The organism is Corynebacterium sp. DNF00584 (genome assembly GCF_001552965.1).
Classification (GTDB): domain Bacteria; phylum Actinomycetota; class Actinomycetes; order Mycobacteriales; family Mycobacteriaceae; genus Corynebacterium; species Corynebacterium phoceense.
Genome location: NZ_KQ959769.1, coordinates 113,526 through 138,530 on the forward strand (window position 1 = coordinate 113,526; position 25,005 = coordinate 138,530).

Genomic DNA, 25,005 nt, shown 5'->3' on the forward strand with positions numbered 1-25,005 from the left:
ATGGCCGACCCCACCACGTACCGCCCGGCGCCGGGGGCTATCCCCACGGACCCGGGCGTTTATAAATTCCGTGACGACAACCGGCGCGTCATCTACGTCGGGAAGGCGAAGAATCTTCGCGCGCGCCTGTCCAACTACTTCCAGGACATTACGCAGCTCCACCCGCGCACCCGCCAGATGGTGCTCACTGCTGCGAGCGTGGAGTGGACCGTCGTCGCCAGCGAGGTCGAAGCCCTCCAGCTCGAGTACACGTGGATCAAGCGCTTCGACCCCCACTTCAACGTCATGTACCGCGACGACAAGACGTACCCCATGCTGGCCGTCTCCGTTGGGGAGCAGATTCCGCGTGCCTTCTTCTATCGCGGCCCGCGCCGCAAGGGCGTGCGCTACTTCGGACCGTATTCCCATGCGTGGGCTGTGCGCGAGACCCTCGATCTATTGACGCGCGTGTTCCCCATGCGCACGTGCGCCAAGGGCGTTTATAACCGTCACCAGACCCTCGGCCGCCCATGTCTCCTTGGCTACATTGGCAAGTGCGATGCCCCGTGCATCGGCCGCGTGAGCCCCGCCGAGCACCGCGAGACTGTCAATAACCTGGTCTCCTTCATGAACGGCAATACCGCGCCGGTTACGCGTCGTCTCACCAAGGAGATGGAAGAGGCCGCGGAAAGCCTCGAGTTTGAGCGTGCCGCCCGCCTGCGCGACGACTTGGGTGCCATCAATAAAATTATGGAGCAGCAAGCCGTCGTCTTCACCGACGGCACGGACGCGGACCTCATTGCCGTCGAGACGGACGAGCTCGAGGCCGCCGTCCAGATTTTCCACGTCCGCGACGGGCGCATCCGCGGCCAGCGCGGCTGGGTCGTGGACAAGGTCGGGGACCAGGCCAGCTCTGAGCCCCTCGAGGAGGGCCAGCCAGACCCGGCGGTCGGCGCCGTCATCCAGAACTTCCTCATCCAGTTCTACTCCGATGCCGTCGAGCGTCAAGCCCAGGAGGACGCCGAGGACGCCAAGCTTGCCGATGCCCCCTCCACCGCGTTGCCGTCGCCCGAGGGCGCCTCCGCGCCCCTCGAGGGAGACTTCGCACGCCGCGGCGTCGACCAAGCCTCCCACGAGGAGGCAAAGAAGGTGCAGGTCATCCCACGCGAAATCCTGGTCCAGGCCATGCCGGACGAGGCCACGGAAGTCCAAGAGCTTCTGGAGCGACTGCGCGGCACCCATGTCTCGCTGCGCGTGCCGCAGCGTGGCGACAAGCGCGCGCTCATGGAGACCGTGCGCAAGAACGCGAAGGAACAGTTGCGCCAGCACAAGCTCAAGCGCGTGGGCGATCTCACCGCACGCTCGGCCGCACTCCAGGACATCCAAGAGGCGCTTGGCATGGAGCAGGCGCCGCTGCGCATCGAATGTACGGATATTTCGCATATCCAGGGCACGGACGTCGTGGCCTCCCTTGTCGTCTTCGAGGATGGCTTGCCACGCAAGTCGGATTACCGGCGATACCGCATCAAGGAAGCCGCCGGCGACGGCCACTCCAACGACGTGGGCTCTATCGCAGAGGTCACGCGCCGCCGCTTCAAGCGGCATAACGAAGACAAGCTGGCGAACCCCGACGAGGAAGTCGAGGAGTCCACGTTTAGTGACGAGGCCGTGGCGGAGGACTCCGCCGAGGCCGGTCGCCGTTTTGCCTACCCGCCGCAACTCTTCATCGTCGACGGTGGCGCACCGCAGGTCGCCGCGGCCCAGGAGGTCTTCGACGAGCTCGGCATCGTCGACGTCACCCTCGTCGGCCTGGCCAAGCGTCTCGAGGAGATCTGGGTGCCGGGGGAGGAGGACCCCGTCATTCTGCCGCGCAACTCCCAGGCGCTGTACTTGCTTCAGCAGGTCCGTGACGAATCGCACCGCTTCGCCATCACGTACCACCGCCAACAGCGCTCGAAGCGCATGCGCTCCTCCGTACTCGATTCCATCCCAGGCCTTGGCCCGCAGCGCAGGACCGATCTGGTCAAGCACTTCGGCTCCGTGAAGAAGCTGAAGCTCGCATCGGTGGAAGAGATTGGAGAAGTCAAGGGATTTGGTCCCAAATTGGCGCAAACTGTCTACGAACACCTTCATTAGAGCGCGCGGGTACGCCCCGCGTCTACTATGGGGCATATGACGCAGTTTGAAACTCCCCCCATCCTGTTGACGGGTATGTCTGGCGGTGGCTTGTCTACCGCCGCCAAGGTCCTTGAAGACAAAGGCTATTACGTGGCCCAAAATATTCCGTCGGTCATGGTCATCGAGCTGCTCACACTCTGCGCCCAAGAGGACTCGCCGGTGACCAAAGTCGCCGTTGTTGTCGACGTGCGCAGCCGTGTCTTCCCTGGTTCGCTCATCGACACCATCAACGGCCTCGAAGAGGCCGATATGCGCCCGACGGTGCTGTTCATGGACGCGCGCGACGACGTACTCATTCGTCGTTTCGATGGCGTCCGCCGCACGCACCCGCTCCAGGGCGGGGATACCCTCAAGCACGGCATACAGCGCGAACGCGTGCAGCTCGCTCCCGTGCGTACCCGCGCCGACGTCATCATCGACACCACGAACCTCTCGGTGCATGACCTCCGCCGGGCCATCGAGGCCGCATTCGGCAACATGGGCTCCGAAAAGCAACACATCACGCTGGAGTCCTTCGGCTTCAAGCACGGTTCGCCGCGCGACGCCGACCTCGTCATGGACGTGCGTTTCCTCCCTAATCCCTACTGGGTGCCGGAGCTTCGTGGATACCGCGGCACGGATGCGCCCGTGAGCGACTACGTTCTCTCGCAGCCAGGTGCCGCGGATTTCGTTGACCGTTTCATCAACATGCTGGACTCCATGCTTGCTGGATACAGGCACGAAGGAAAGAACTTTATCACCATCGGCATCGGCTGCACCGGCGGGCATCACCGTTCGGTGGCCGTCACTGAAGAGATCGCGCGCCGCTTGCGCGACGAAGATCGCGTCGATGTCAGCGTTCTCCACCGCGACATCACACGCGATTAAATTCAGATGCGTCTCACGGGGAACCTTTCCTTTACTCCTTACCCCGTAACGACGCGACCTTTTTGGCCGATTACTAATAACGGCATAATAATTGTATAGGATTTCCCCAACTTAGTGCGCTCCCTGTGCGCTACCCCTTACTTGTTAGAAAGGAGCGGCGAACTCCCCATGGCTCGACTCCCTGCCACTCCCCATCACATCGCCTGCCTGGGCGGCGGGCATGGCCTCTTTCAAACCCTACTTGCCGCCCGTGACCTTGATTCGGAGAAAATCTCGGCGATCGTCACCGTCGCAGATGATGGCGGCTCGTCCGGCCGGCTGCGCCGTGAGCTCGATCTTATCCCGCCCGGAGACCTGCGCATGGCGCTGGCGGCCCTCGCCGACGACGGCGAGCAAGAAGGGTTGTGGGCCACCACGTTGCAGCACCGCTTTGGCGGAACCGGCGCTCTTGCCGGTCACGCCGTGGGCAATCTGCTCATCGCCGGACTCACGGAAGTGGTCGGGGAGATGCAGGAGGCGCTCGATATCGTCGCGCGTCTCACGCGCTCGCATGGCCGCGTCTACCCGGTCGTCGAGCAGCCGCTTGACATAGAGGCTGAGGTCGCCGGGCTCGATGAGGACCCGACGGTCATGCGCCCAGTCCGCGGACAGGTCGCCGTCGCCACCACGCCGGGTAATGTGCGCCGCGTTCGCATTCTTCCGCAGGCGCCGGCTGCTAACCCCGCAGCCCTCGAAGCCTTGTCACGTGCGGACTTCATCACGCTTGGCCCCGGCTCGTGGTTCACCTCCGTCATCCCGCACGTGCTGGTGCCCGACATTGTCGATGCAATTAACGCTTCCAGCGCACCGCGCGTCGTGGTGTTGAATCTGTCCGCTGAGCCAGGGGAGACCCACGGTTTTTCCGCGGAGCGCCATGTACAGGTACTTGCACAGCATGCTGCAGGACTGCACATTGACCGGATCGTCGTTGACTCGGCTGCACCGCTGGCGGATACGGAGAAGAAGTATCTGCAACGTGCTGCTGATTCTCTCGGCGCCGCGGTGGTTTTCGCTGAAGTGAGCGCACAAGACGAGGACGGCGGGCGCCGTAATCTCCACGATCCCGCGAAACTTGCGCGCGTCTTCGGCGAGATCTATCGCGGCGAGGTCTAGCCCGGCGCGCTAGACTATTGTTCGCTTTAAGTGCCGGAGCTGCGTGCCCCGGCAGCTTTCTACGCCCCAGGTAAGGAAAGCATGTCGTATTCATCGGACCGCAGCCTCGCACCCAAGGCGAGGAAGAAAGGGAGCGTCGAGGTGGCTTTGTCGCTTACAGAAAAGGTCAAACAGGAGCTGGCCCAGGTCACGCTGCCGCGTCAGTCGGCGCGTGCGGCAGAGGCGTCGGCCATGCTTCGGTTCGCTGGCGAACTGCACGTCAACGGCGACCACATGAGCTACGAATTCGAATTCGATGATGAAGTGACGGCCAAGCGGCTCGCGGAATTCCTCGACGATCTCTACGGCGTGAAGTCCTCAACCCACATCGTGGGACCGGGCTCGACGTCAAAACGTCCGCGCGTACAGATGCGCGTGGGCGAGGCAAAGGAACTCACGCGCCGCCTTGGTCTCATTACGCGCTCTGGCCACCCCGTCATCGGCTTGCCACCGCAGGTCGTTTCCGGTTCTGTCGCCGACGCCGAGGCTGCGTGGCGCGGCGCTTTTCTTGCTCAGGGCGTGCTCACGGAACCTGGACGCTCGTCGTCTCTGGAAATTGTGTGCCCGCGTCAAGAGGCTGCGTTAGCGCTCGTTGGCTGCGCGCGCCGTTTGGGCATTGCCGCTAAGACGAAAGAAACTCGCGGCGCCGACCGCGTGGTCGTGCGCGAAGGGGATGCCATCGGTGCCCTGCTCACCAGGATGGGCGCGCACCGCACGCGCTTAGAGTGGGAACGCAAGCGCTTGCGCTCGGAGGCTCACGAGTCCTCCAACACGCGTCTGGAGAACTTCGACGATGCCAACCAGCGTCGTTCCGCGCGTGCCGCAGAGGCCGCAGCCAATCGCGTGTCCCGCGCGATGGACATTCTGGGCGACGACGTGCCCGAGCATCTGGCAGATGCCGGCTACCTCCGCGTGAAATTTCGCGATGCGTCGCTTGAGGAGCTCGGCCGCCACGCGGATCCGCCCATGACCAAGGACGCCGTCGCCGGCCGCATTCGACGCCTACTATCGATGGCCGACAAGCGTGCGGAAGAACTCGGTATTCCGGATACGCATGAGTACGCACACGGACCGAAGAACGACAGCGAGTAGTCGCTGTGGACGCGCCTCACGACTTCGTGAGGCATTTCTTTATGTCCGTGTGCGTCCGTTTTCCTGTATGTAGGCGTGAAGAACGCCGAGTGTTTGCCTAATGTTCATGTCCGAGACGCGGGCGCAGTGCTTCCGATGACAGAGTGCACATTGTGGCGCGATGGAGGATGGGGGTTCACAAGGGCGCAACCAGCCAAAGATACAGAAATTGGGCCTGGGCTGGTGCGATGCTGCTCCGCTTGAAGCACTGCGGTAGACGATCCAGGGTGCAGTCCCTTCTCAGTGGTGTTGCCTTACCTTGTTTTAGTCAGAGTGTGGGGTGATATTTATCGCAACGTAAATCAACACAAACGGGCATTGGGGAAATACGTCCATCTAGCTGGTGATTTGCGGCGTGTTTCGTCGTGATTCGTGATGTATCCCATAGCGAAACTGGTACTCTGATGTGGTTTTTAGTGGGGACGGGCAGTTTCTTGCTGCAGCATTCGGAAACAGTCGGTAGACTCGGAAGCGTTGGGAAGTTGTCGAGGACTTCGTCACACAGAAGAACACCATAGGTAATCCGCACGGCGCTCAGCGCGTTGAGCGGGAGAGACCACAATGACGCTTGAAACCTCGGTAATCCCATGGAATAACGAACGTCAATTTTTGAGGAGACACTAACGTGACTATCCGCGTAGGCATCAATGGCTTCGGCCGCATCGGCCGCAACTTCTTCCGCGCCGTCCAGCAGAACCCGGGCGACCTGGAGATCGTCGGCATTAACGACCTGACCGACAACCACACCCTGGCTCACCTGCTCAAGTACGACTCCGTGCTGGGAAAGCTCGGTGCTGAGGTCTCCTACGATGACGAGTCCATCACCGTCGACGGCAAGAAAATCCACGCTTCCGCTGAGCGCGACCCGAAGAACCTGAACTGGGCCGACCTCAACGTCGACGTCGTCATCGAGTCCACCGGCTTCTTCACCGATGGCGAGGCTGCTAAGGCTCACATCGAGGCTGGTGCCAAGAAGGTCATCATCTCCGCTCCGGCGAAGAACGTGGACGCAACCTTCGTCTACGGCGTCAACTCCGACTCCTACGACGCTGCAAACCACAACGTCATCTCCGCAGCCTCCTGCACCACCAACTGCCTGGCTCCGATGGCCAAGGTCCTCAACGACAAGTTCGGCATTGAGAAGGGCCTCATGACCACCGTCCACGCTTACACCGGTGACCAGCGCATCCAGGATGCTCCGCACCGCGACCTGCGCCGCGCTCGCGCCGCAGCCCAGAACATGGTTCCGACCTCCACCGGCGCTGCCAAGGCCGTGTCCCTGGTTCTTCCGGAGCTCGAGGGCAAGCTCGACGGTTACGCAATGCGCGTTCCCGTGATCACCGGCTCCGCAACCGACCTGACCTTCCAGGCATCCCGCGACGTCACTGTTGAGGAAATCAACGCCGCCATCAAGGAAGCTGCCACCGGCGAGTTCGGTGAGACCCTGGGCTACACCGAGGATCCGATTGTCTCCACCGACATCGTCACCGACTCCCACGGCTGCATCTTCGACGCTGGCATGACCAAGGTCTCCAACGGCAACCTGGTCAAGGTCCTCGGCTGGTACGACAACGAGTGGGGCTACACCAGCCAGCTCGTCCGCACCACCAAGCTCGTTGCCTCCAAGCTGTAAGAGTCAGGCTGCTCACCGCCGCGCTTCGTGAATCGCATGAACGTACACGCATCCATTACCGGCTCGGCGGATAAGCACCTGATATGAGTTACCGGCCCTCGCGAACGCCCTCCAGGGCTCGCGCGGGCCGGTATTCTTTTAGGGGCTAGGCGCGCCCCGTCATCACATCGACATTCGCGTCTCCTTTAGCTTTAAAACTGCATAGCTCGAACGACAACGTCGACTAATAAATCACTTCCAAGGAGATATGCTCATGGCATTCAAGACCCTCGATGATCTGCTCGCCGAAGGCGTGGAGTCCCGCCACGTCCTCGTCCGTTCTGATTTCAATGTCCCGCTCGACGAGGACGGCAACATCACAGACCCGGGTCGTATCAACGCCTCGCTGCCCACCATCAAGGCTCTCGTCGACGGTGGCGCAAAGGTCATCCTCACCGCCCACCTTGGTCGCCCGAAGGGCGAAGTCAACTCGAAGTACTCACTCGCACCAGTTGCGGAGGCGCTGTCTGAGGCCCTTGGCCAGTACGTCGCGCTGGCATCCGACGTCTCCGGTGAGGACGCACACGAGCGCGCCAACGGTCTCAACGACGGCGACGTCCTGCTCGTCGAGAACGTTCGTTTCGATGCTCGCGAGACTTCTAAGGACGAGGCTGAGCGCGGTGCCTTTGCCGATGAGCTCGTCGCATTGGCTGCTGACAATGGCGCCTTCGTCTCCGACGGCTTCGGCGTTGTCCACCGCGCACAGGCATCTGTCTACGACGTTGCCAAGCGTCTGCCGGCCTACGCTGGCAAGCTCGTGCAGAAGGAAGTTGAGACCCTCGCTACAGTCGCTGAGAACCCAGAGCACCCGTACGTCGTCGTCCTCGGCGGCGCCAAGGTCTCGGACAAGCTCGGCGTGATCGAGGCCCTCGCTGGCAAGGCAGACAAGGTCATCATCGGTGGCGGTATGTGCTACACGCTGCTCGCCGCTCAGGGATACAACGTTCAGAAGTCCCTGCTGCAGGAAGACCAGATTGATGCCTGCAAGGAGCTGCTCGAGCGCTTCGGCGACAAGCTCGTTCTGCCGGTCGACCTCACCGCTGCGTCCGAGTTCGCTGCTGACGCCGAGACCAAGGTCGTCAGCCTCGACGGTATTCCGGAGGGCTGGATGTCCCTCGACATCGGACCGGAGTCCGTCAAGCACTTCGCCGAGGTCATCGCCACCTCCAAGACCGTGTTCTGGAACGGCCCGATGGGCGTGTTCGAGATGGAAGCTTTCTCCAAGGGCACCGCGGGTGTCGCACAGGCCATCATCGACGCCACCGCCAACAACGGCTCCTTCACCGTCGTCGGCGGCGGTGACTCCGCCGCGTCCGTCCGTCTGCTGGGCCTGGATGAGGACGGCTTCAGCCACATCTCGACCGGTGGCGGGGCTTCCCTCGAATTCCTCGAGGGCAAGGAATTGCCGGGCGTCAAGGTTCTGCAGGCTTAAGTAAAGCCTCGCGTCACGCACTCGACTTCGCTAATCGAACTCCACTAGAAAAGGACACCTCACACCATGGCACGTACCCCGCTTATTGCTGGTAACTGGAAGATGAACCTCGACCACCTCGAGGCTATTTCCCAGGTCCAGAAGTTCGCCTTCGCCCTGCCTAAGGACTACTACGAGAAGGTCGACGTGGCCTTCATGGTCCCGTTCACCGACCTGCGCTCCGTCCAGACTGTCGTCGATGGCGACAAGCTGCAGATCACCTACGGCGCTCAGGACATCTCCAAGCATGATTCCGGCGCCTACACCGGCGAGGTTTCTGGAGAGATGCTCTCCAAGCTCGGCGTTACCTGGGCTGTCGTGGGCCACTCCGAGCGTCGCGAGTACCACGGCGAGACCGACAAGCTGGTCTCGGAGAAGGCTGCCGCTGCTATCAAGCACGGCATTTCGCCCATCGTCTGCGTGGGCGAGCCGCTGTCTGTCCGTGAGGCCGGCACCCACGTTGACTACGTTGTCAACCAGACCCGTTTCTCCCTCGAGGGCCTGTCTGCCGAGGATCTGAAGAAGACCGTCATTGCCTATGAGCCTGTCTGGGCCATCGGCACCGGCAAGGTTGCGTCTGCGGACGATGCACAGGAAGTATGCGCTGCTATTCGCCAGCTCGTGCGCGAGCTCGCCGGCGACGAGGTCGCTGACGGAATCCGCATCCTCTACGGCGGCTCCGTGAAGACTGACTCCGTCGCCGAGATCGTGGGCAAGCCGGACGTCGACGGCGGCCTCGTGGGCGGCGCTTCCCTCAACGGCGAAGACTTCGCTAAGCTCGCAGCTAACGCTGCTATCAATGCGTAGTTTCTAGACCGCCAAGCGGTAGGACTCGCACAACACCAGCACGGACCGGTACTCAATCCGGCCCGTGCTTCGTGTATTGTTGAGGGAAGCAATCGTGCCCGCCGTCATACGGCGCGTGGCGCGGAAGAGACTTATACACCCAAACAAGGAACGTTTACATGGTTCTGACCCTCCAGATCATTCTGGTTATCGCAGCTATCCTGATGTCCGTCTTCGTGCTTCTGCACAAGGGCAAGGGCGGCGGCCTGTCCAGCCTCTTCGGCGGCGGCGTCCAGTCCAACCTGTCGGGTTCCACGGTCGTCGAGAAGAACCTCGACCGCTACACCATCGTGATGGTTATCGTGTGGCTCGGGTGCATCGTTGGTCTTAACCTCATCCAGGCTTTCGCCGGATAGGCTCGTAGCTCGCGCTACCGTGCGGTGGCCAGCTCCACTTGGGAGCTGACCACCGCATTATTTATGCCAGGGTGACGCCGTGCCCGGCTGCAATGCCATTGAGAATGAAAGCAATTTTCCGGTCAAGGTTGCCGTGTTCGAGCCACTCCGGAGTCGGCCGTGGCGTCCTCGGGGGCAGTGCCTGCGTAGTAGTCACGTCCTTGAAATTCGTGGGTCCCCGGTGGCGGGGGCGGGGGTCGATGGCGATGACGGTTCAGCTGGTGCCGTGGTCACGAAAGCTTCTGTGCAGGACGGGGCCGCGCGCCGACGCGGCTGGGCCGGCGGGCAACTAGGGTAAGGCCTTCTCAACTCTGAACGTAATTCGACGATTATGTTCAAAAAAATACCCGCCCACCACGATTGAGGGCGAGCGGGAAAGCTGTGCGAGGGCTTTAGATATCGCCGGCGGCGTCTTCAGCGACGTAAAGGATGGTCTCGACGCGGCCTTGTGCGCCGCAGGCCGGCCAGTAATCGGGGTCATCGCCGTGGGCGACACGCGCGGCCGCCTCGGCCTTGGCCTCGCCGGCGACGAGCAGCCAGACGCGATCTGCCGACTGCACGGCCGGGAGCGTGAGCGTGAGGCGCTCGGCCGGGGGCTTGGGTGAGTCGGAGACGGCGACGACGCGGCGCTCGGTCTCACGGACGGCATCGGAATGTGGGAAGAGAGAGTTGATGTGGCCCTCGCCGCCCATGCCGAGCAGATGGAGGTCGAAGCCCTGAGGCGCGTATTCCTCCAGCTCGGCCTCATAGGCCTGGGCGGCGGCTTCCATGGCGATGGCGCCGAGGTCATAGCCGTGGATGTGGGGCTCGGGGATGTCGACGTGCTGGAGCAGCGCGCCGCGGGCCTGGCCCTCGTTTGAGTCCGGGTCAGAGGTAGGCACATTGCGCTCGTCGCCGAAGAAAATGTGCACGCGGGACCAATCAACGCGCAGGGCCGGGAAGTCCTCGCCCTGGGAATCCGCCGCCGCGTCGAGACGGGCGAGCTCACGGAGCATTCCGATGCCCGCGCCACCACCAGTGAGCACGACGCGTGCGACGCCATCCCCATGGACTCCGCCGCCAGGCGCCTGTGCGGCGGCCACAGTCTCGATGAAAGCGAGGGCGGTCTGTCGTATGAGATCCTGAAGGTCGTCGACGCGGTGAACGGTAACCATGGTTATCTATTGTGCCTTAAAAATGTGGGTTATGAGTATGAAACGCGGTTGAGTGCGCGCAATGCGTGGGCATAGGTTTTATCTGCATGGAGGTAGCGCAGCTCCTCTGAAAGGACCTCGGCTTGGGTGCGCACGCCCAGAGCCACGAGGGATTCGGGAGCGCCCGGGACGGAGACGCGCACCGTGGATTCGTCGATAACCTCGACGGTGATATCGGTGTTCGCGCGGTAGAAGACGAGCTTCCGGATGGGGAAGTATGCGTCGCCCTTGGTAGGGTCGGCGACGGAGTTGAGGTCCGTGTCACCGAGCGTGATATCGCAGTCGGTGCGGCGTACGGCGACGGCGAGGCGATCGGCGAGCCACGCGGCGGCGAGGTCCACGGCGGGATCGCCAGCCGGGCCGGAGATTTCCACGGCTTCGACGGGCTCGTGCGGGTGGCGGTCGAGCGCGGAAGCGACGATGCCGCGCCAGAGGGTGAGCGAGGCCCACGTCATGTCCGAATCGCCGGGGGCGTAGCCGCGTGAGAGTTGCTGCAGGCGCAGGTAGACGGTCTCCACGTTGTACTCGGCGGCGCCAACGTTGGTGATGCGGCGCTGGGCGAGCGCGCCCACGGGATGGTGGGACGGGGCCTCGGGGAACTGGCTGGGCCACCAGGCGACGATTGGGGTATCGGGAAGCAGCAGCGGCGTGATGACGGCCTCGGCCTGGTCTGCCAGCGAGCCGTGGAGGCGCATGACGACCATCTCGGAGGCGCCGGCCTCGCCGCCCACGCGCAGCTGCGCGTCGAGCGCGGTGGGGGCGCTGCGGTCGCCGGTGACGACAACGAGCACGCGCGAGGGGTGCTCGTGCGAGGCGTCGCGCACCGAGGCAAGAATCGCTTCGATATCGTCCGCGACATCAGCCACGACGATGAGCGTGAGCACGCGGCCCGTGGTGAGCGTGTAGTGCTCCTGGGCCTCGACGAGCTTCGAGGCAATTTCGCGGGTGCTCGTGTGCGGCAGCGGGATAATCATGCTGGAAGTAAACCCTTCTGGTCTGTGGAGAACGACTCGAGCTGGTGGTTAGGGGCGGCGCCAGGCGTGGCCACGGCGCGCGAGCATGCGGTCGGCCGAGCGCGGGCCCCACGTGCCTGCGGGGTATTCCTCCGGCTGTCCGGCCTCGGCCCAGTAGTTGAGGATGGGGTCGAGGATGGACCAGGACAGCTCGACCTCGGCGTTCGTGGGGAACAGCGAGGACTCATCGAGCAGGGCGTCGAGGATGAGGCGCTCATAGGCTTCGGGGGATTCCTCCGTGAAGGCCTCGGCGTAGGCGAAGTCCATGTTGACGTCACGGACCTCCATCGTGGAGCCGGGGACCTTGGAACCGAAACGCATGGTCACGCCCTCGTCCGGCTGGACACGGATGACGACGGCGTTTTGGCCGAGGGCCTCGGTTTGGCCTTCGCCGAAGGGCTGGTAGGGCGCGTGCTTGAACACGAGGGCGATCTCGGTGACGCGGCGGCCCAGGCGCTTGCCCGTGCGCAGGTAGAACGGCACGCCGGCCCAGCGGCGGGAGTTCACCGAGAGCGTGCACGCGGCATAGGTCTCCGTGGAGGAGTGTGGGTCGAAGCCCTCTTCCTCGCGCAGGCCTTGGACATACTCGGAGCCTTGCCAACCGGCGGCGTATTGGCCGCGGGCGGTCGTCTTATTGAGCGGGTACTCGGGCTTCGTGGCGCGCAGAACCTTGATCTTCTCGGCCTGAAGCGCGGCGGGCTCGAAGGAAGAGGGCTCTTCCATGGCGACGAGCGCGAGCAATTGGAGGAGATGGTTCTGGATGACGTCGCGGGCGGCGCCGATGCCGTCGTAGTAGCCTGCACGGCCGCCCAAGCCGATGTCCTCGGCCATGGTGATCTGGACGTGGTCGATGTAGTGGGCGTTCCACATCGGCTCGAAGATCTGGTTGGCGAAACGCAGGGCCAGGATGTTTTGCACCGTTTCCTTGCCGAGATAGTGGTCGATACGGAAGACCGAGGACTCGGGGAAGACGGCGTTGACGATGGCGTTGAGTTTGCGTGCCGACTCTTGATCGTGGCCGAAGGGCTTTTCGATGATGACGCGGCGCCAGGCGTCCGTGCCCTCGGCGGGCGTGGCCATGCCGACGCGCTGCATCTGGTGGCAGATCGTGGAGAAGAAGTCCGGCGGGACCGACAGGTAATAGGCCCAGTTGCTGCCGGTACCGCGGGCGACGTCGAGCTCGGCAAGGCGGTCGCGGAGGAGATCGAAGCCGGCGTCGTCGAAGCTACCAGTGACGAATTCGATACCTTCGGCCAAGTGCGTCCACACGTTTTCGCTGAAGGTGGTGCGTGCGCCCTTTTCTACGGCGCCGCGCACGTAGTCGCAGAAATCCTGCTTCGACCAATGGCGGCGGCCGAAGCCCACGAGCGTGAAACCAGCAGGAAGCAGGCCGCGGTTCGCCAGGTCATAGATAGCGGGAAGGAGTTTCTTGTAGGCGAGGTCTCCGGTTACGCCGAAGATGACCATGCCGGAGGGGCCCGCAATGCGCGGTAGGCGCTTGTCGTTGGCGTCGCGCAGGGGATTGACCCAGGGTCGTGGGGCAGTCACGGGGCAGATGCTTCCTTTCACCACAGTGAGGGTGCCGCGAGGATCGCGGCAGCCACTAAGAACGACAGTTAGTCTAACCCCTCACGGCGCTCAAGAGGAACAGCGTGGGGCGCGCGGCGGCTCCACGGTGCCCACAACGTGAAAAGGCCGGCACCGCGGTGAGGCGGTGTCGGCCGTAAATAGCGCGCGTGGCGGCGACTAGAGGCGGGCGCTCATGGACTCGAGCAGCTCGTTCCAGGCGGCGACGAACTTCTCTACACCCTCACGTTCGAGGACGGCGAAAACATCGTCGAAATCGATGCCGACGGCAGCGAGCTTGTCGAAGGTCTCCTGGGCCGCGGCAGCGGTGCCGGTGAGTGTGTCACCGTGCAGGTTGCCCAAATCGAGAACGGCGTCGATGGTCTTTTCCGGCATAGTGTTGACCGTGTTGGGACCAGCGAGCTCGGAGACGTAAAGCGTGGCGGGGTACTCCGGGTTCTTCACACCGGTCGACGCCCACAGCGGACGCTGGACGTTGGTGCCCTCCGGCAGATCCGTGGCGTTCGCAAACTCGTCGACGAAGAGGCCGTAAGCGAGGTGTGCGTTCGCCACGCCGGCGAGGCCGCGCAGTGCGAGTGCTTCTTCAGAGCCGATCGCCTCGAGGCGCTTGTCGACCTCGGTGTCGACGCGGGAGACGAAGAAGGAGGCCACGGAGTGGATGGTGCGCACGTCAACGCCAGCCTCGGCGGCGCGGCGGATGCCCTCCTTGAACGCGGCGATGACCTGGCGGTAGCGCGCCACGGAGAAGATCAGCGTGACGTTGACCGACATGCCCTCGGCCAGCGCGTCCGAGATGGCCGGCAAGGAGCCGTCCGTCGCCGGGATCTTGATCATGAGGTTGGGGCGGTCGACCTTGGCCCACAGCTCGCGGGCCTGGGCGATGGTCGCGGCGGCATCGTCAGAAATGCGCGGGTCGACCTCGATGGACACGCGGCCGTCCTTGTGACCAGAGGCCTCGTAAATGGGCGCGAAGACGTCGCACGCAGCGCGGACGTCGTCGATGGCGAGCGAGTAGACGGCCTCGTCCACGGACGCGCCTTCCGCCTTGAGCTTGGCGATGTCCTCGTCATAGGCCGTGCCCTGGCCCATCGCCGCAGCGAAGATGGCCGGGTTGGTAGTCACGCCGACGATGGACTTCGTGTCGATGATCTCCTGCAGGTTGCCTGACTGGAGGCGATCTCGGGAGAGGTCATCGAGCCACGTGGAGGTGCCCAGGGTGTGCAGCGTGTCAATGTAGTTGCTCATACTCAACAAAACTCCTTTGCGCGTAGGTGCAAAATTTAGGCCTTGGCTGCGGCGGCCAGGGACTCCTGGGCGGCCGTAACGACGGCATCGGCAGTAAAGCCGAACTTCTCGAATAGTTCCTCGGCCGGGGCGGAAGCGCCGAAGTGCTCGAGGGAGACGTTGCGGCCGAAGGTGCCGGTGTACTTGAACCACGGCATGGCGACGGCGGCCTCGATGGAGACGCGGGCGCGAACGGCGGACGGGAGGACGGACTCGCGGTAGGCCTCGTCTTGCTCGTCGAACCACTCGAGGCACGGCGCGGAGACGACGCGGGTGGCGGTGCCGGCCTCCTCGAGGGTCTGTGCGGCCTCGACGGCGAGCTGAACCTCGGAGCCGGTGGCGATGAGGATAACGTCCGGGGTCTCCTTGGAGCCCTCCACCAAGACATAGGCGCCGCGGCGCACGCCGTCGTGAGCCTTCTCTGCGGTGCCCTCAAGCACTGGCAGGCCCTGGCGAGAGAGCGCGAGGCCCTTCGGAGCGGCCTTGTACTCGAACGCGGCGGCCCAGGCCTGGGCGGTCTCGTTCGCGTCGGCCGGGCGGATGACGGAGAGGTTCGGGATGGCGCGCAGGGCAGCGAGGGTCTCGACCGGCTGGTGGGTCGGGCCGTCCTCGCCGAGGCCGATGGAGTCGTGCGTCCACACGTAGTAGGTATCCGTGGACATGAGCGCGCCCAGGCGGACGGCGGGGTACATGTACTCGGAGAAGATGAGGAACGTGCCGCCGTAGACGCGAGTATTGCCGTGCAGGGCGATGCCATTCATGATGGCGGACATGCCGTGCTCACGAATGCCGAAGTGGAGGTTGCGGCCGGTAGGCGACGCGGTCCATGTAGTGGTCGTGATGGAGTCCGGACCGAAGGAATCCGCGCCCTTGATGACCGTGTTGTTAGAGCCAGCGAGGTCGGCGGAGCCGCCCCACATCTCCGGAACCTTGGCAGCGAGCGCCTGGATGGCGGCCTCGGAGGCCTTGCGGGTGGCGAGCTTTTCACCGGCCTGCCACACGGGCAGCTCCGCGTCGAAGTCGGCCGGCAGCTCACGGGCGGTCATGCGGTCGAAGAGCGCCTTGTTGTCTGGGTTGGCCGTAGCCCACGCGTCGAACTTCTTCTGCCACTCGGCGTGGGTGGCGGCGCCGCGCTCGGTGAGCTTACGCGTGTGCGCGAGGACCTCGTCCTCGATGAAGAAGGACTGCTCGGGATCGAAGCCGAGGACATCCTTGACAGCGGCGACCTCGTCGTCACCCAGGGCAGCGCCGTGGACGCCACCGGTGTTCATCTTGTTCGGGGCCGGGTAGCCGATGACGGTCTTTACGCGAATGAAAGACGGACGTTCGGACTCCGCCTGGGCTTTCTTCACGGCCTCGAGGATGGCCACGACGTCCTCACCGGACTCGACGGTCTGGACGTGCCAACCGTAGGCCTCGTAGCGGGCCGCGGTGTCTTCCTGGAAGGCGACGTTGGTGTCGTCCTCGATAGAGATGTTGTTGTCGTCCCAGAAGACGATGAGGTTGCCCAGCTTCTGCGTGCCAGCCAGCGAGGAGGCCTCAGAGGTTACGCCCTCCTGGACATCGCCGTCGGAGCAGATAGTGTAGATGAAGTGGTCGAACGGGGACTCGCCGGCGGGAGCCTCCGGGTCGAATAGACCGCGCTCCTTGCGGGCGGCCATCGCCATACCCACAGACGACGCGAGGCCCTGGCCCAGCGGGCCCGTGGTGATTTCGACGCCCTTGGTGTGGTGGACCTCCGGGTGGCCCGGCGTGAGCGAGCCCCATGTGCGCAGTGCCTTAAGGTCGTCCATTTCGAGACCGAAGCCGCCGAGGAAGAGCTGAATGTACTGGGTGAGCGAGGAGTGCCCGACCGACAGCACGAAGCGGTCACGGCCAGCCCACTCGGGGTCCTTCGGATCGTGGTTAAGGACACGCTGGTAGAGCGTGTACGCCAGGGGAGCCAGGGACATGGCGGTGCCGGGGTGGCCGGAGCCGCAGTTCTGGACGGCATCGGCAGCGAGCACGCGCACGGTGTCGATCGCCTTGGTGTCCAGATCGCTCCAGTCGGCGGGATAGTTGCGGACCGTCTTGGCTTCCAGCTCTGGGGTCAGCGCTGGGGCGGTGGAATTCGAGGGGGACGTCGACATAAGAGTCTTTAAACCTCACTCACTCTTCTCGTATACATATCTATTAACTGACCCCTTTTAGTGTAGACGGCCACGCCGCTTACCCCCACCAATAATTCCTCCGCGCGCCAGATTCGGGATCTCTGCCCACTTACCGGTAGTCTGTGGGGTGCTGTTGGCGCACCTTTCGCGCTGCGCGCTGGCCGACCTGCGGAGGCAACCTGTAGAAAATCAGCGCGCGGACCACGGGAACTTTTGAATAAGCACATGCGACTACTTAGAATGCGCGCCTTGTGGGGCTGCGCACCTTCCCGCCGGGGTACAGGCCGCGGCGCTGGATACACATGCGAATTGGAAAGCTGGAGGGCTATCCCTTGGAGACAATCAAGGCCTATATTGCGCTGACGAAGCCGAGGATCATCGAGCTCCTTCTCGTCGCCGCCATCCCGGCCATGCTCCAGGCGCAGCGCGGCGTCGACGCCGTAGCCGACAACCTGTGGCTCATCGTGTCCACCATCTTCGGCGGCTGGATGGGCGCGGCCGCCGCGCACACCTTTAACAACGTGCTTGAGTTCGAGCTCGACCAGAAGATGCAGCGCACCCGCGCACGTCCCCTAGTCCGCCACACCGTGACGCGCCGCAACGCCGCCATCTTCGCGTGGATCATGCTGGCGCTGTCCGTGCTGTGGCTGGGCGTGCTCGCTCACTCGTGGCTCGCGGCCTTCTTCGTCATCCTCACGAACTTTTTCTATGCCATCGTGTACACGAAGTTTTTGAAGATGCGCAACAGCCAGAACATCGTGTGGGGCGGCCTCGCCGGCTGCATGCCCGCCATGGTCGGTTGGGCCGTCATCCGCGATAACGCGCCCGACGCCGAGCCCGACCGCTGGTGGCAGGCCATCGTGCTCTTCCTCATCATCTTTTTCTGGACCCCGCCGCACACGTGGGCCTTGGCCATGAAGTACCGCGAGGACTACAAGGCGGCGGGCGTGCCGATGCTCCCCGTGGTCGCCCCCGAGGTCGTCGTCACCCGCCAAATCATCTGGTATACGATTGGCACGCTCATCGTGTCCTTCCTCATCATTCCGGCGGCAAGCTGGATTTACCTGGTCGCTTCGATTCTCTCGGGCGCGGTCTTCCTGTGGATGGCCGTGCGCCTGCACCAAGGCGTGAAGAAGGGCGAGAAGGTCAAGCCCATGCGCTTGTTCATCTACTCGAACAATTACCTGTCCGTGCTCTTCATTGGCTTGTCCATCGACGCCGTGGTGGGCTGGGAGCCCATCGGCCGCATGCTCGGCTGGTCGGCGGTGCTCTTCTAGGGGCTTCCGCACAAAAAAGGGATCCGCAGAGGGTATCGAGCGAGTATTGGAACTGGCTAGAACCCGTCTGGCGGATCCCTTCTGGGTTGTCGATGCTTAGTCGTGGACGCGCAGGACGATGGAGCCGGTGGTCTTGCGGTCCTGGAGGTCGCGGTGCGCCTGGGCTGCGTCCTTGAGTGGGTAGCTCGCTGCGACTCGGAACGAGAGGTGACCGTCGGCGACCGCTTGGACGACGGCCTGGGCGCGCATCTGGAACTCACCTTCCTGGGACGTCCACGCGCCGATGGACGGGCGGGTGAGGAAGACAGAGCCGTGCGTGTTGAGCACCTGCGGGTCGACCGGCGGGACGGGGCCAGATGCAGCGCCGAAGAGACAGACCGTGCCGCGAGGGCGAACGACCTCGAGGGATTCCTGGAAGGTGTCCTTACCCACGCCGTCGTAGACAACGTCGACGCCGCGGCCGCCGTTGAAGCGGCGGACTTCCTCGGCCAGGCCCTCGGAGTAGCGGAAGACATGGTCGGCGCCAGCGTCGTAGGACAGCTGCTCCTTCTCGTCGGAGGAGACGACCGTGTAGACGGTCGCGCCGAGCGTCTTGGCCATCTGGGTGGCGATGAGGCCTACGCCGCCGGCGCCGGCGGTGATGAGGCAGGACGCGCCCTCACCGAGCTGGTAGACGCCGTGCGTGAGGTAGTGCGCCGTGATGCCCTGGAGGAGCATGGAGGCTGCAACCTCGTCGGAGAAATCATCGGGCACGGCGACGAGGCGGTTGCGGTCGACGCAGACCTGCTCCGCGTAGGAGCCGAAGGACTGGTCCCAGGCCACCTTGGTGCCCTCGGCAATCTCGCCGCGCGGGTCTTTGAGCACACGGCCGGTGCCCTCAAACCCGGGGACGAAGGGGGTCTTCGCGTGATAAATGCCCTCGCGATAGTAGGTGTCGATATAGTTAACGCCCGCCACGTCCACGGCGACCAAGACCTGATCGTCGGTGGGAGTGGGGGCGTTGACCTCGACGTACTCGAGGACTTCTGGGCCGCCGGGGCGGGAAACCTGAATAGCAAACATGCTACTTAGGCTACCGAACCCTAGACACGTGCCGCTAGAGATTCGCGGCGCAGGGCATACTTTTCGTCACCGCGCGGTGAGCCGGTGATGAGATCCAGCGTGCCGTAGGAGCGGATCATGCCGTTCGACCACAGCAGTGCGGTAAAGGCAGTGACCACAGACGACATGGCGATGTGGACGGGGACGGTCCACCGCGGAATGCCGAGGCGGAACTGAATGACGCCGATGGCCCACTGAATCACAATCGCCAGGATGAGCACCAGGCCCGCCTTCTTCGCCACCTGCGGTGCGCGGTGGCGGTAGAGCATGATGACGGTGACCACGGTGAGAATGAGGTAGATGTACATGCAGAACGCGTGCGTGAGTGCCATCCACTCGGTGTCGACCTCGAGGCGGCCTTCCATGCCCACGCCGTCGTCGCCGGAGTGGACGCCCGAGCCGGTGACCATCGTGCCCGTGATGAGGACGACGGACAGTGCAACGGTGGCCACGACGGCCAGCGAGCGGATGAACTGCGGGAAGGTGTGCTCCGGGGTGCCGTCATCCGGCTGGAGGATACGGTTGTAGAGCATCGCGGCGAGCCAGACGAGGACCATGGACGGCAGGAAGTGGAGCGCCACGGCCCACCAACGCAGGTCAAGGTGGACGGAGATGCCACCGATGACCGCTTGCAGCACGATACCGGCTACGTTGAGCCAGGCGTAGACCTTGAGTTCGGTGCGGCGGCAGGCCATGTACATGGCGATGACAGCGGCGGCAGCGGCCGCGGCGTCGACGAAGGTGAGGAGGCGGTTGCCGAACTCGATGGCCTGGTGAATGGCAGGCGCCGCGCCCTGCACGGGCACGAGAGAGCCTTGTTGGCAATTGGGCCACGTATCGCAGCCCAGGCCGGATCCGGTGACGCGGACGATGGAACCGCTCACTGTGATCCCGCCCTGGCACAGCAGCAGGATCATCGCGATAACGCGCTGCTGGTGCAAGGTGGGCACGGCCTCGCGGAAGAAGAGACGAATACGTTCAGAGATGTTCACGATTCTTGAGGTTACCTTTCTTCACGGAACTTCCCGTAACAATTAGGGCCGTACCGGACCTATTCAAGATAAAAGTCACATTCAGCAGGTTTTAGCCGTCGAACCGGAACCATTTCACCGCGATAGCCGACGCGGCGACCGCCCAACCCACGAGGACGAGGATCTGGAAGAGTGGAATCTCGCCGCGGAAGGCGTCAGTGAGCCCGCCGGCGAGTGCCACCGTGGGCACGAGCGTGAATACGCCGTTGTGGCCCAGGCCCGTAGAGTACATGGCCCAGCCCACGACGCCGAGCAGCAGGAACCAGACGAGGTTGGCGAGAGCGAGGACGAGCTCGCTCGACATCGTGCCGCCTAGGATGAGGCCGAGCGCGGTAAACGCCGCGACGCCGAAGACGAGTGTGACGGCCGCGAGCAGCACGCCGCCCGGTGAGGTGCGAAAGCCCACGAGATAAGCCGTCAGGCCCAGCACGACCACTTGGACAAGGACCATCGAGGCCACGCCGATGATCTTGCCGCCGATGATGGCCCACGCGGGCACGCCCGAGGCGCCGGTGCGCTTGAGCGCGCCGTAGCGGCGGTCGAAGGCGAGCGAGATGGCCTGGCCCGTAAAGCCCGCCGAGGTCGCCGCGACGGCGAGGACCATGGGGAAGAGCTCGTCGAGTCCGTTGGCCTGGGCGCTGCCGGGCAGCGAGACAGCGTCGCCGAGACGCGCGCCGCCGATGAGCAGCATGATGGGGATGACGATGCTGAGCAGCTGTTGCTCACCGTGGCGCAGCAAGAGTTTCGACTCGATGGCGCCCTGCGCCTTGAGGATGGCGCCCACGCCGGCGCGCTGGGGCGCTGGCGTGAAGGTGCCGGGTTGATATGTCGTCATGGTGTCTCCAAAACTTGAACGTGAGTTAGCTGCGCAGTTCGCGGCCGGTGAGTTCGAGGAAGACGTCCTCGAGCGTTGCGTGTGCCGCGTCGAGGCGGCGCAGGAGCACGCCCTGGTCGGCGAGTGCGGCGGTGAGGGCGGCGATGGTGGCAGGAGTGGGGGCATCGGCAAGCGCGTAGTGCAAGGGGCGCTGCGCGACGGCCTTGACTGGAAGTGCGGCGAGGTCAACCTCGCAATCGGTCTCAAAGGTGAGCTGCGCGCCGCGGTTGTCGTCCATGAGCTCCGCGGGGGTACCCTCAGCGACCTTGCGGCCATGGTCGATGATGATGACGCGGTCCGCGAGGGCCTCGGCCTCGTCCATGAGGTGGGTGGTGAGTACGACGGTCACGCCGTCGCGCTTGAGAGCGCGAATGAGTTCCCACACCGCGAGGCGCGACTGCGCGTCCATGCCGGCGGTGGGCTCGTCGAGAAAGACGAGCTCGGGGCGGCCGATGAGCGCGAGCGCGAGTGAGAGGCGCTGCTGCTGGCCGCCGGAGAGGCGCCGGTAGGTATTCTTCGCCACGCCTTCGAGCCCGAGAACCTCGATGAGCCAGTCCGGGTCAAGCGGGTTGCGGGAGTAGCGCGCGGTTAGTTCAAGCATCTCGCGGACGCGAATGCCGGAGTAGGAGCCGCCGCCTTGGAGCATGATGCCGATGCGCTCGCGGACGCCGTCCGGATTCGTCGCTGGGTCAAGGCCCAGCACGCGGATGGAGCCCGAGGTGGGGGCGGCAAAGCCCTCGCACATTTCGATGGTCGTCGTCTTGCCGGCGCCATTGGGACCGAGGAAGCACAGCAGCTCGCCGCGGCTCACGTGGAAGCTCAGGCCGTCGACGGCGCGGGTGGCGCCGAAAGCCTTGACCACAGAGTCGACGATGAGCGCTGCCTCGTGTCCGTCAAAAGTTGTATTCACGGACACTCAGTCTAAGTCATGAAGCCCCGCGCGACGCAAAAGAAGCGCCCATGTCCCAGCAACAACCGCGAAGGCGCCCAGCGCTGCAAGGTAGATGACGAGCACCGTGCCCGGCGGCAGGCCCAAGCCGCGGGGCAGCACGAAGAAGCTCATGGGCACCGAATACGCCACGACGATGGTGCGAAAGAAATGGCGGTTTGCCCACGCTGCCAGGGGAAAGACAGCCCACAGGATGTACCAGGGGTGCACGACGGGAAAGAGCGCGACGAGGACGGCGGTGGCCACGCCAAGGCCGCCCACGGGATGGATGGCGCCGCGGTACGTGGCCCAGAGCATGCGGAGCATAAACGCGCCAGCGAGCAACACGCCGGCCGCGCGCGTGACAGACAGGATGGCGTCCGTGTGGTCGCCCAGGCCCAGGAGCATGCCCAGGAAGCCGGTGATGACGCCGATGTCCGTGGAGATGGAAATCCAGGAACGAATGGTCGCAGCGCCACCTTGACCGGTGACCCAGCCGAGGCCGATCCCCGTGATGGCCGAGACCGCGAGAATGGATGCAGCCAGGGTCACGACTTGGACCGCGACCGCGGTCGCGAGTGCCCGGGCCGTCGAGTAGCCGCGGCGCAGGGCGAGGCAGCGCGCAAGCGCCATGCCCGTAAAACCGAGCCCAATAAAGCCGGTGACCTTGACCATGCCCGCGCAGCTTATGAGCACGCCCGAGGCGATAAGCCAGCCCAGCCAGCGCCAGTCACCCAGGCGGCCCAGCTTATCGATGCCCCGTAACGCCAGCTCGACGCCCACGAGGACGAGGCCCAAGAGGATGGACTCGTTGTGGATGCCGCCCACGAGATGGAGGATGGCGAGCGGATTGAGGACGCCGAGCCAGAGGGCGGCGGCGGGGGAGACGCGGCAGCGGCGGGCGAGGCGTCCCGTGGCCCAGCCCGCGGCGACGATGCCTGCAAGCGAGAGGAGGCGGTGCGCGATGACCCCGGCCATAATCGAGTCGTGGGTGAGTACGCTGATGGCAGCCGCGAGCCCGAGCGAGACCGGCCCATAGGGCGAGGGAGAGTTGGCCCAGATGAAGGGCACAGAGCGCGCGAGCCGGTTATCCGCGCCCAGGATCTCCACCGGACCGCCTGCGTATGGGTCGAGCCCCTGGTGAACGATGGACCCGTTGGCGAGGTACGAGTAAATGTCCTGTGTAAACAACGGTGCAGTGAAAATGAGCGGGACGACCCAGCCGGCCCACGTGCGCCACATCTGACCTTCGGTGACGAGCCGTTGTACACGGCGCGGCGTGGCGGGACGCACGAGGTACCAACCCCGCGGGTCCTTCTCGCTCGCGCGCCAGCGGTAGCGCGGCAGATGGATCCGGTGGCCTACAAACGGCGCCATGCCTACCCATGCCACGACGAGCAGGCCGATCCCGACGAAGACGAGCGCCGAGGAACTCTGCAACAGCCGCGACATGAGCGCGCCCGAGGGCACGTTATCGTACGGATTGCCCACCACGGGCAAAGCGCCGGCACCCAGGCCGCCGAATGCAATGAGCAGGGAGCCTGCCGTACCCATCCAGCGCAGCGCAAAGAAGCGGCGCAGCTGATTGATGGTGGAGCGCTCCGTCACGGGGGCATCGACAGGCAGGAGGTCGAAGCGCGCGTCAGACTCGGTTCCGGTGGCGCCGTCTGCATGGAGCAGCGCCGAACGCGAGCCCGGGGCGCCGAGGCGCGGAAGAGCGTCGCGCAGGGCCGACGTATCCGTCGTGCTCGCGTGGTCCGCGTTGTTCTCCTTCACCCGCCCTACTTTAGCGGGCAGGCCGACTTGGGCCCGAATACCGGTCGACACGGGGAATGGGGGCACCAACGACACGCCGTCGAGCAGCCCTGGTGGCATTTGGGAATGAATTAGGGAACACTAGTGTTGTCTAAAGGCGTAAAGCCCCTTTGGACTTCTCAGAATGAGGATTCTCTATTCATGTCGGCGCCGCGCTACACGGCGCCACAACCAGCAGGAGGTGGACGAGGAGATGACCCGCTCCGTTTCGGCGAGCAGCAACGCCTCGAAGACAACTGCTACGCGCGGCACGCGCTCCACGCGCACCGCACGCGCAGAAAAGAAACACGCGCAGCCGTCCCGCGAGGCAGACGTGCAGAAAGAAACCCGGTCGACGGAGGGGGACACCCGCCGCCAGATTATGCTTCTCATGCTCAAAGACGGTCCTGTGACGGCATCCCACCTGGGAAAGAAGCTTGGGCTTTCCGCCGCCGGCGTGCGCCGGCATCTAGACATTCTGGTGGAAGACGGCCTTACCGAAATCGTCCATCGCCCCGGCAAGCTCGGGTCCGGTGGGCGTGGACGTCCGGCCAAACACTTCCGCCTCACGGATCAGGGCCGTGCCCATTTCGGCCACGCCTACGATGAGCTGGCTTCCGATGCCCTCGACGCGCTGCGCGCCGTGGGCGGACCCGAGGCCGTCAAGCTCTTCGCCAAGGCGCGCTTCCAGCGTCTTCTCGACGACGTCGCTCCGTTGACGGACGCCGGCGAGGACGTGGAAGACACCGCCCGCAAGCTGGCCGAGGCGCTCGATGCCCACGGTTATGCCGCGACGGTGACGAACGCGGGTCACGGCATCCAGATCTGCCAGCACCATTGCCCGGTCGTGCACGTCGCGGCGGAGCACCCGGAGCTGTGCGAGGCGGAGCAGGAAGTCTTTTCCGCCCTATTAGGCACACACGTGCAGCCCTTGGCCTCTATTGCGGACGGTCACGGCATCTGCACCACGAATATCCCCGTAAATATCCCCCTGACAGTAATCGATAAAAAGTAAGTGAAAGGAGCGGGCTGTGACTCAAACA

The 25,005-nt window shown here is 64.2% G+C and carries 20 protein-coding genes; 10 read left to right on the forward strand and 10 right to left on the reverse strand.

Annotation, left to right across the window (positions count from 1 at the left end):
• The 8 genes from uvrC to secG all read left to right on the forward strand — a co-directional run bounded on the left by uvrC (position 1) and on the right by secG (position 9,691).
• Positions 1 to 2,115, forward strand: a complete 2,115-nt coding sequence (gene uvrC, locus HMPREF0307_RS11665; RefSeq protein ID WP_066493204.1) for an excinuclease ABC subunit UvrC — start codon at positions 1 to 3, stop codon at positions 2,113 to 2,115.
• A 27-nt stretch (positions 2,116 to 2,142) separates the two neighbouring features.
• The gene (rapZ, locus tag HMPREF0307_RS11670; RefSeq protein WP_066493206.1) at positions 2,143 to 3,024 is read left to right on the forward strand and encodes an RNase adapter RapZ; all 882 of its coding nucleotides are present in this window, start codon (positions 2,143 to 2,145) and stop codon (positions 3,022 to 3,024) included.
• A 168-nt stretch (positions 3,025 to 3,192) separates the two neighbouring features.
• Positions 3,193 to 4,176: a gluconeogenesis factor YvcK family protein gene (yvcK, locus tag HMPREF0307_RS11675; protein WP_066493207.1), complete on the forward strand. Its 984-nt coding sequence runs from the start codon at positions 3,193 to 3,195 to the stop codon at positions 4,174 to 4,176.
• A gap of 147 nt (positions 4,177 to 4,323) precedes the next feature.
• A complete protein-coding gene (gene whiA, locus HMPREF0307_RS11680) occupies positions 4,324 to 5,307 on the forward strand; it encodes a DNA-binding protein WhiA (RefSeq protein ID WP_197418413.1) in 984 nt (327 codons plus the stop codon).
• Between the two features lie 664 nt (positions 5,308 to 5,971).
• The gene (gene gap / locus HMPREF0307_RS11685) at positions 5,972 to 6,979 is read left to right on the forward strand and encodes a type I glyceraldehyde-3-phosphate dehydrogenase (protein ID WP_066493213.1); all 1,008 of its coding nucleotides are present in this window, start codon (positions 5,972 to 5,974) and stop codon (positions 6,977 to 6,979) included.
• Between the two features lie 253 nt (positions 6,980 to 7,232).
• Positions 7,233 to 8,450: a phosphoglycerate kinase gene (gene pgk, locus HMPREF0307_RS11690; RefSeq protein WP_066493312.1), complete on the forward strand. Its 1,218-nt coding sequence runs from the start codon at positions 7,233 to 7,235 to the stop codon at positions 8,448 to 8,450.
• A 66-nt stretch (positions 8,451 to 8,516) separates the two neighbouring features.
• Positions 8,517 to 9,296, forward strand: a complete 780-nt coding sequence (gene tpiA, locus HMPREF0307_RS11695) for a triose-phosphate isomerase (protein ID WP_066493214.1) — start codon at positions 8,517 to 8,519, stop codon at positions 9,294 to 9,296.
• Positions 9,297 to 9,454: 158 nt separating this feature from the next.
• Positions 9,455 to 9,691 carry a preprotein translocase subunit SecG gene (gene secG, locus HMPREF0307_RS11700; RefSeq protein ID WP_066493216.1) on the forward strand — a complete coding sequence of 79 codons (237 nt, stop codon included), beginning with the start codon at positions 9,455 to 9,457 and terminating at the stop codon, positions 9,689 to 9,691.
• A 431-nt stretch (positions 9,692 to 10,122) separates the two neighbouring features.
• Here the strand turns inward: secG and pgl are convergent, their stop codons facing one another.
• From pgl to tkt, 5 genes are all read right to left on the reverse strand, one after another.
• On the reverse strand, positions 10,123 to 10,884 hold the full coding sequence (pgl, locus tag HMPREF0307_RS11705; RefSeq protein ID WP_066493219.1) for a 6-phosphogluconolactonase: 762 nt from the start codon (positions 10,882 to 10,884) through the stop codon (positions 10,123 to 10,125).
• Between the two features lie 29 nt (positions 10,885 to 10,913).
• Positions 10,914 to 11,897 (reverse strand): glucose-6-phosphate dehydrogenase assembly protein OpcA, encoded by a 984-nt coding sequence (locus HMPREF0307_RS11710; RefSeq protein WP_066493224.1) that lies wholly within the window; start codon positions 11,895 to 11,897, stop codon positions 10,914 to 10,916.
• A 48-nt stretch (positions 11,898 to 11,945) separates the two neighbouring features.
• Complete coding sequence (gene zwf / locus HMPREF0307_RS11715) at positions 11,946 to 13,484, reverse strand: glucose-6-phosphate dehydrogenase (RefSeq protein ID WP_082723335.1); 1,539 nt, start codon at positions 13,482 to 13,484, stop codon at positions 11,946 to 11,948.
• A gap of 198 nt (positions 13,485 to 13,682) precedes the next feature.
• On the reverse strand, positions 13,683 to 14,768 hold the full coding sequence (gene tal / locus HMPREF0307_RS11720; protein WP_066493226.1) for a transaldolase: 1,086 nt from the start codon (positions 14,766 to 14,768) through the stop codon (positions 13,683 to 13,685).
• A gap of 35 nt (positions 14,769 to 14,803) precedes the next feature.
• Positions 14,804 to 16,936, reverse strand: coding sequence for a transketolase (tkt, locus tag HMPREF0307_RS11725; protein WP_066493228.1), 2,133 nt, complete (start codon positions 16,934 to 16,936; stop codon positions 14,804 to 14,806).
• A 353-nt stretch (positions 16,937 to 17,289) separates the two neighbouring features.
• On the opposite strand from tkt, the gene HMPREF0307_RS11730 reads away from it, so the two are divergent.
• Complete coding sequence (locus tag HMPREF0307_RS11730; protein WP_066493320.1) at positions 17,290 to 18,234, forward strand: heme o synthase; 945 nt, start codon at positions 17,290 to 17,292, stop codon at positions 18,232 to 18,234.
• A gap of 96 nt (positions 18,235 to 18,330) precedes the next feature.
• Here HMPREF0307_RS11730 and HMPREF0307_RS11735 read toward each other — a convergent pair whose 3' ends face one another.
• The 5 genes from HMPREF0307_RS11735 to mptB all read right to left on the reverse strand — a co-directional run bounded on the left by HMPREF0307_RS11735 (position 18,331) and on the right by mptB (position 23,944).
• Positions 18,331 to 19,296: a quinone oxidoreductase family protein gene (locus HMPREF0307_RS11735; protein WP_066493232.1), complete on the reverse strand. Its 966-nt coding sequence runs from the start codon at positions 19,294 to 19,296 to the stop codon at positions 18,331 to 18,333.
• 20 nt (positions 19,297 to 19,316) lie between these two features.
• Entirely contained in the window at positions 19,317 to 20,252 is a 936-nt protein-coding gene (locus tag HMPREF0307_RS11740) for a COX15/CtaA family protein (RefSeq protein WP_082723340.1), read from the reverse strand.
• A gap of 166 nt (positions 20,253 to 20,418) precedes the next feature.
• A complete protein-coding gene (locus HMPREF0307_RS11745) occupies positions 20,419 to 21,201 on the reverse strand; it encodes an ABC transporter permease (RefSeq protein WP_066493235.1) in 783 nt (260 codons plus the stop codon).
• A gap of 25 nt (positions 21,202 to 21,226) precedes the next feature.
• Positions 21,227 to 22,150, reverse strand: coding sequence for an ABC transporter ATP-binding protein (locus tag HMPREF0307_RS11750; protein WP_066493325.1), 924 nt, complete (start codon positions 22,148 to 22,150; stop codon positions 21,227 to 21,229).
• Between the two features lie 6 nt (positions 22,151 to 22,156).
• The gene (gene mptB / locus HMPREF0307_RS11755; RefSeq protein WP_066493239.1) at positions 22,157 to 23,944 is read right to left on the reverse strand and encodes a polyprenol phosphomannose-dependent alpha 1,6 mannosyltransferase MptB; all 1,788 of its coding nucleotides are present in this window, start codon (positions 23,942 to 23,944) and stop codon (positions 22,157 to 22,159) included.
• Between the two features lie 232 nt (positions 23,945 to 24,176).
• On the opposite strand from mptB, the gene HMPREF0307_RS11760 reads away from it, so the two are divergent.
• Positions 24,177 to 24,977: a helix-turn-helix transcriptional regulator gene (locus tag HMPREF0307_RS11760; protein ID WP_082723336.1), complete on the forward strand. Its 801-nt coding sequence runs from the start codon at positions 24,177 to 24,179 to the stop codon at positions 24,975 to 24,977.
• Positions 24,978 to 25,005 lie beyond the last annotated feature (28 nt).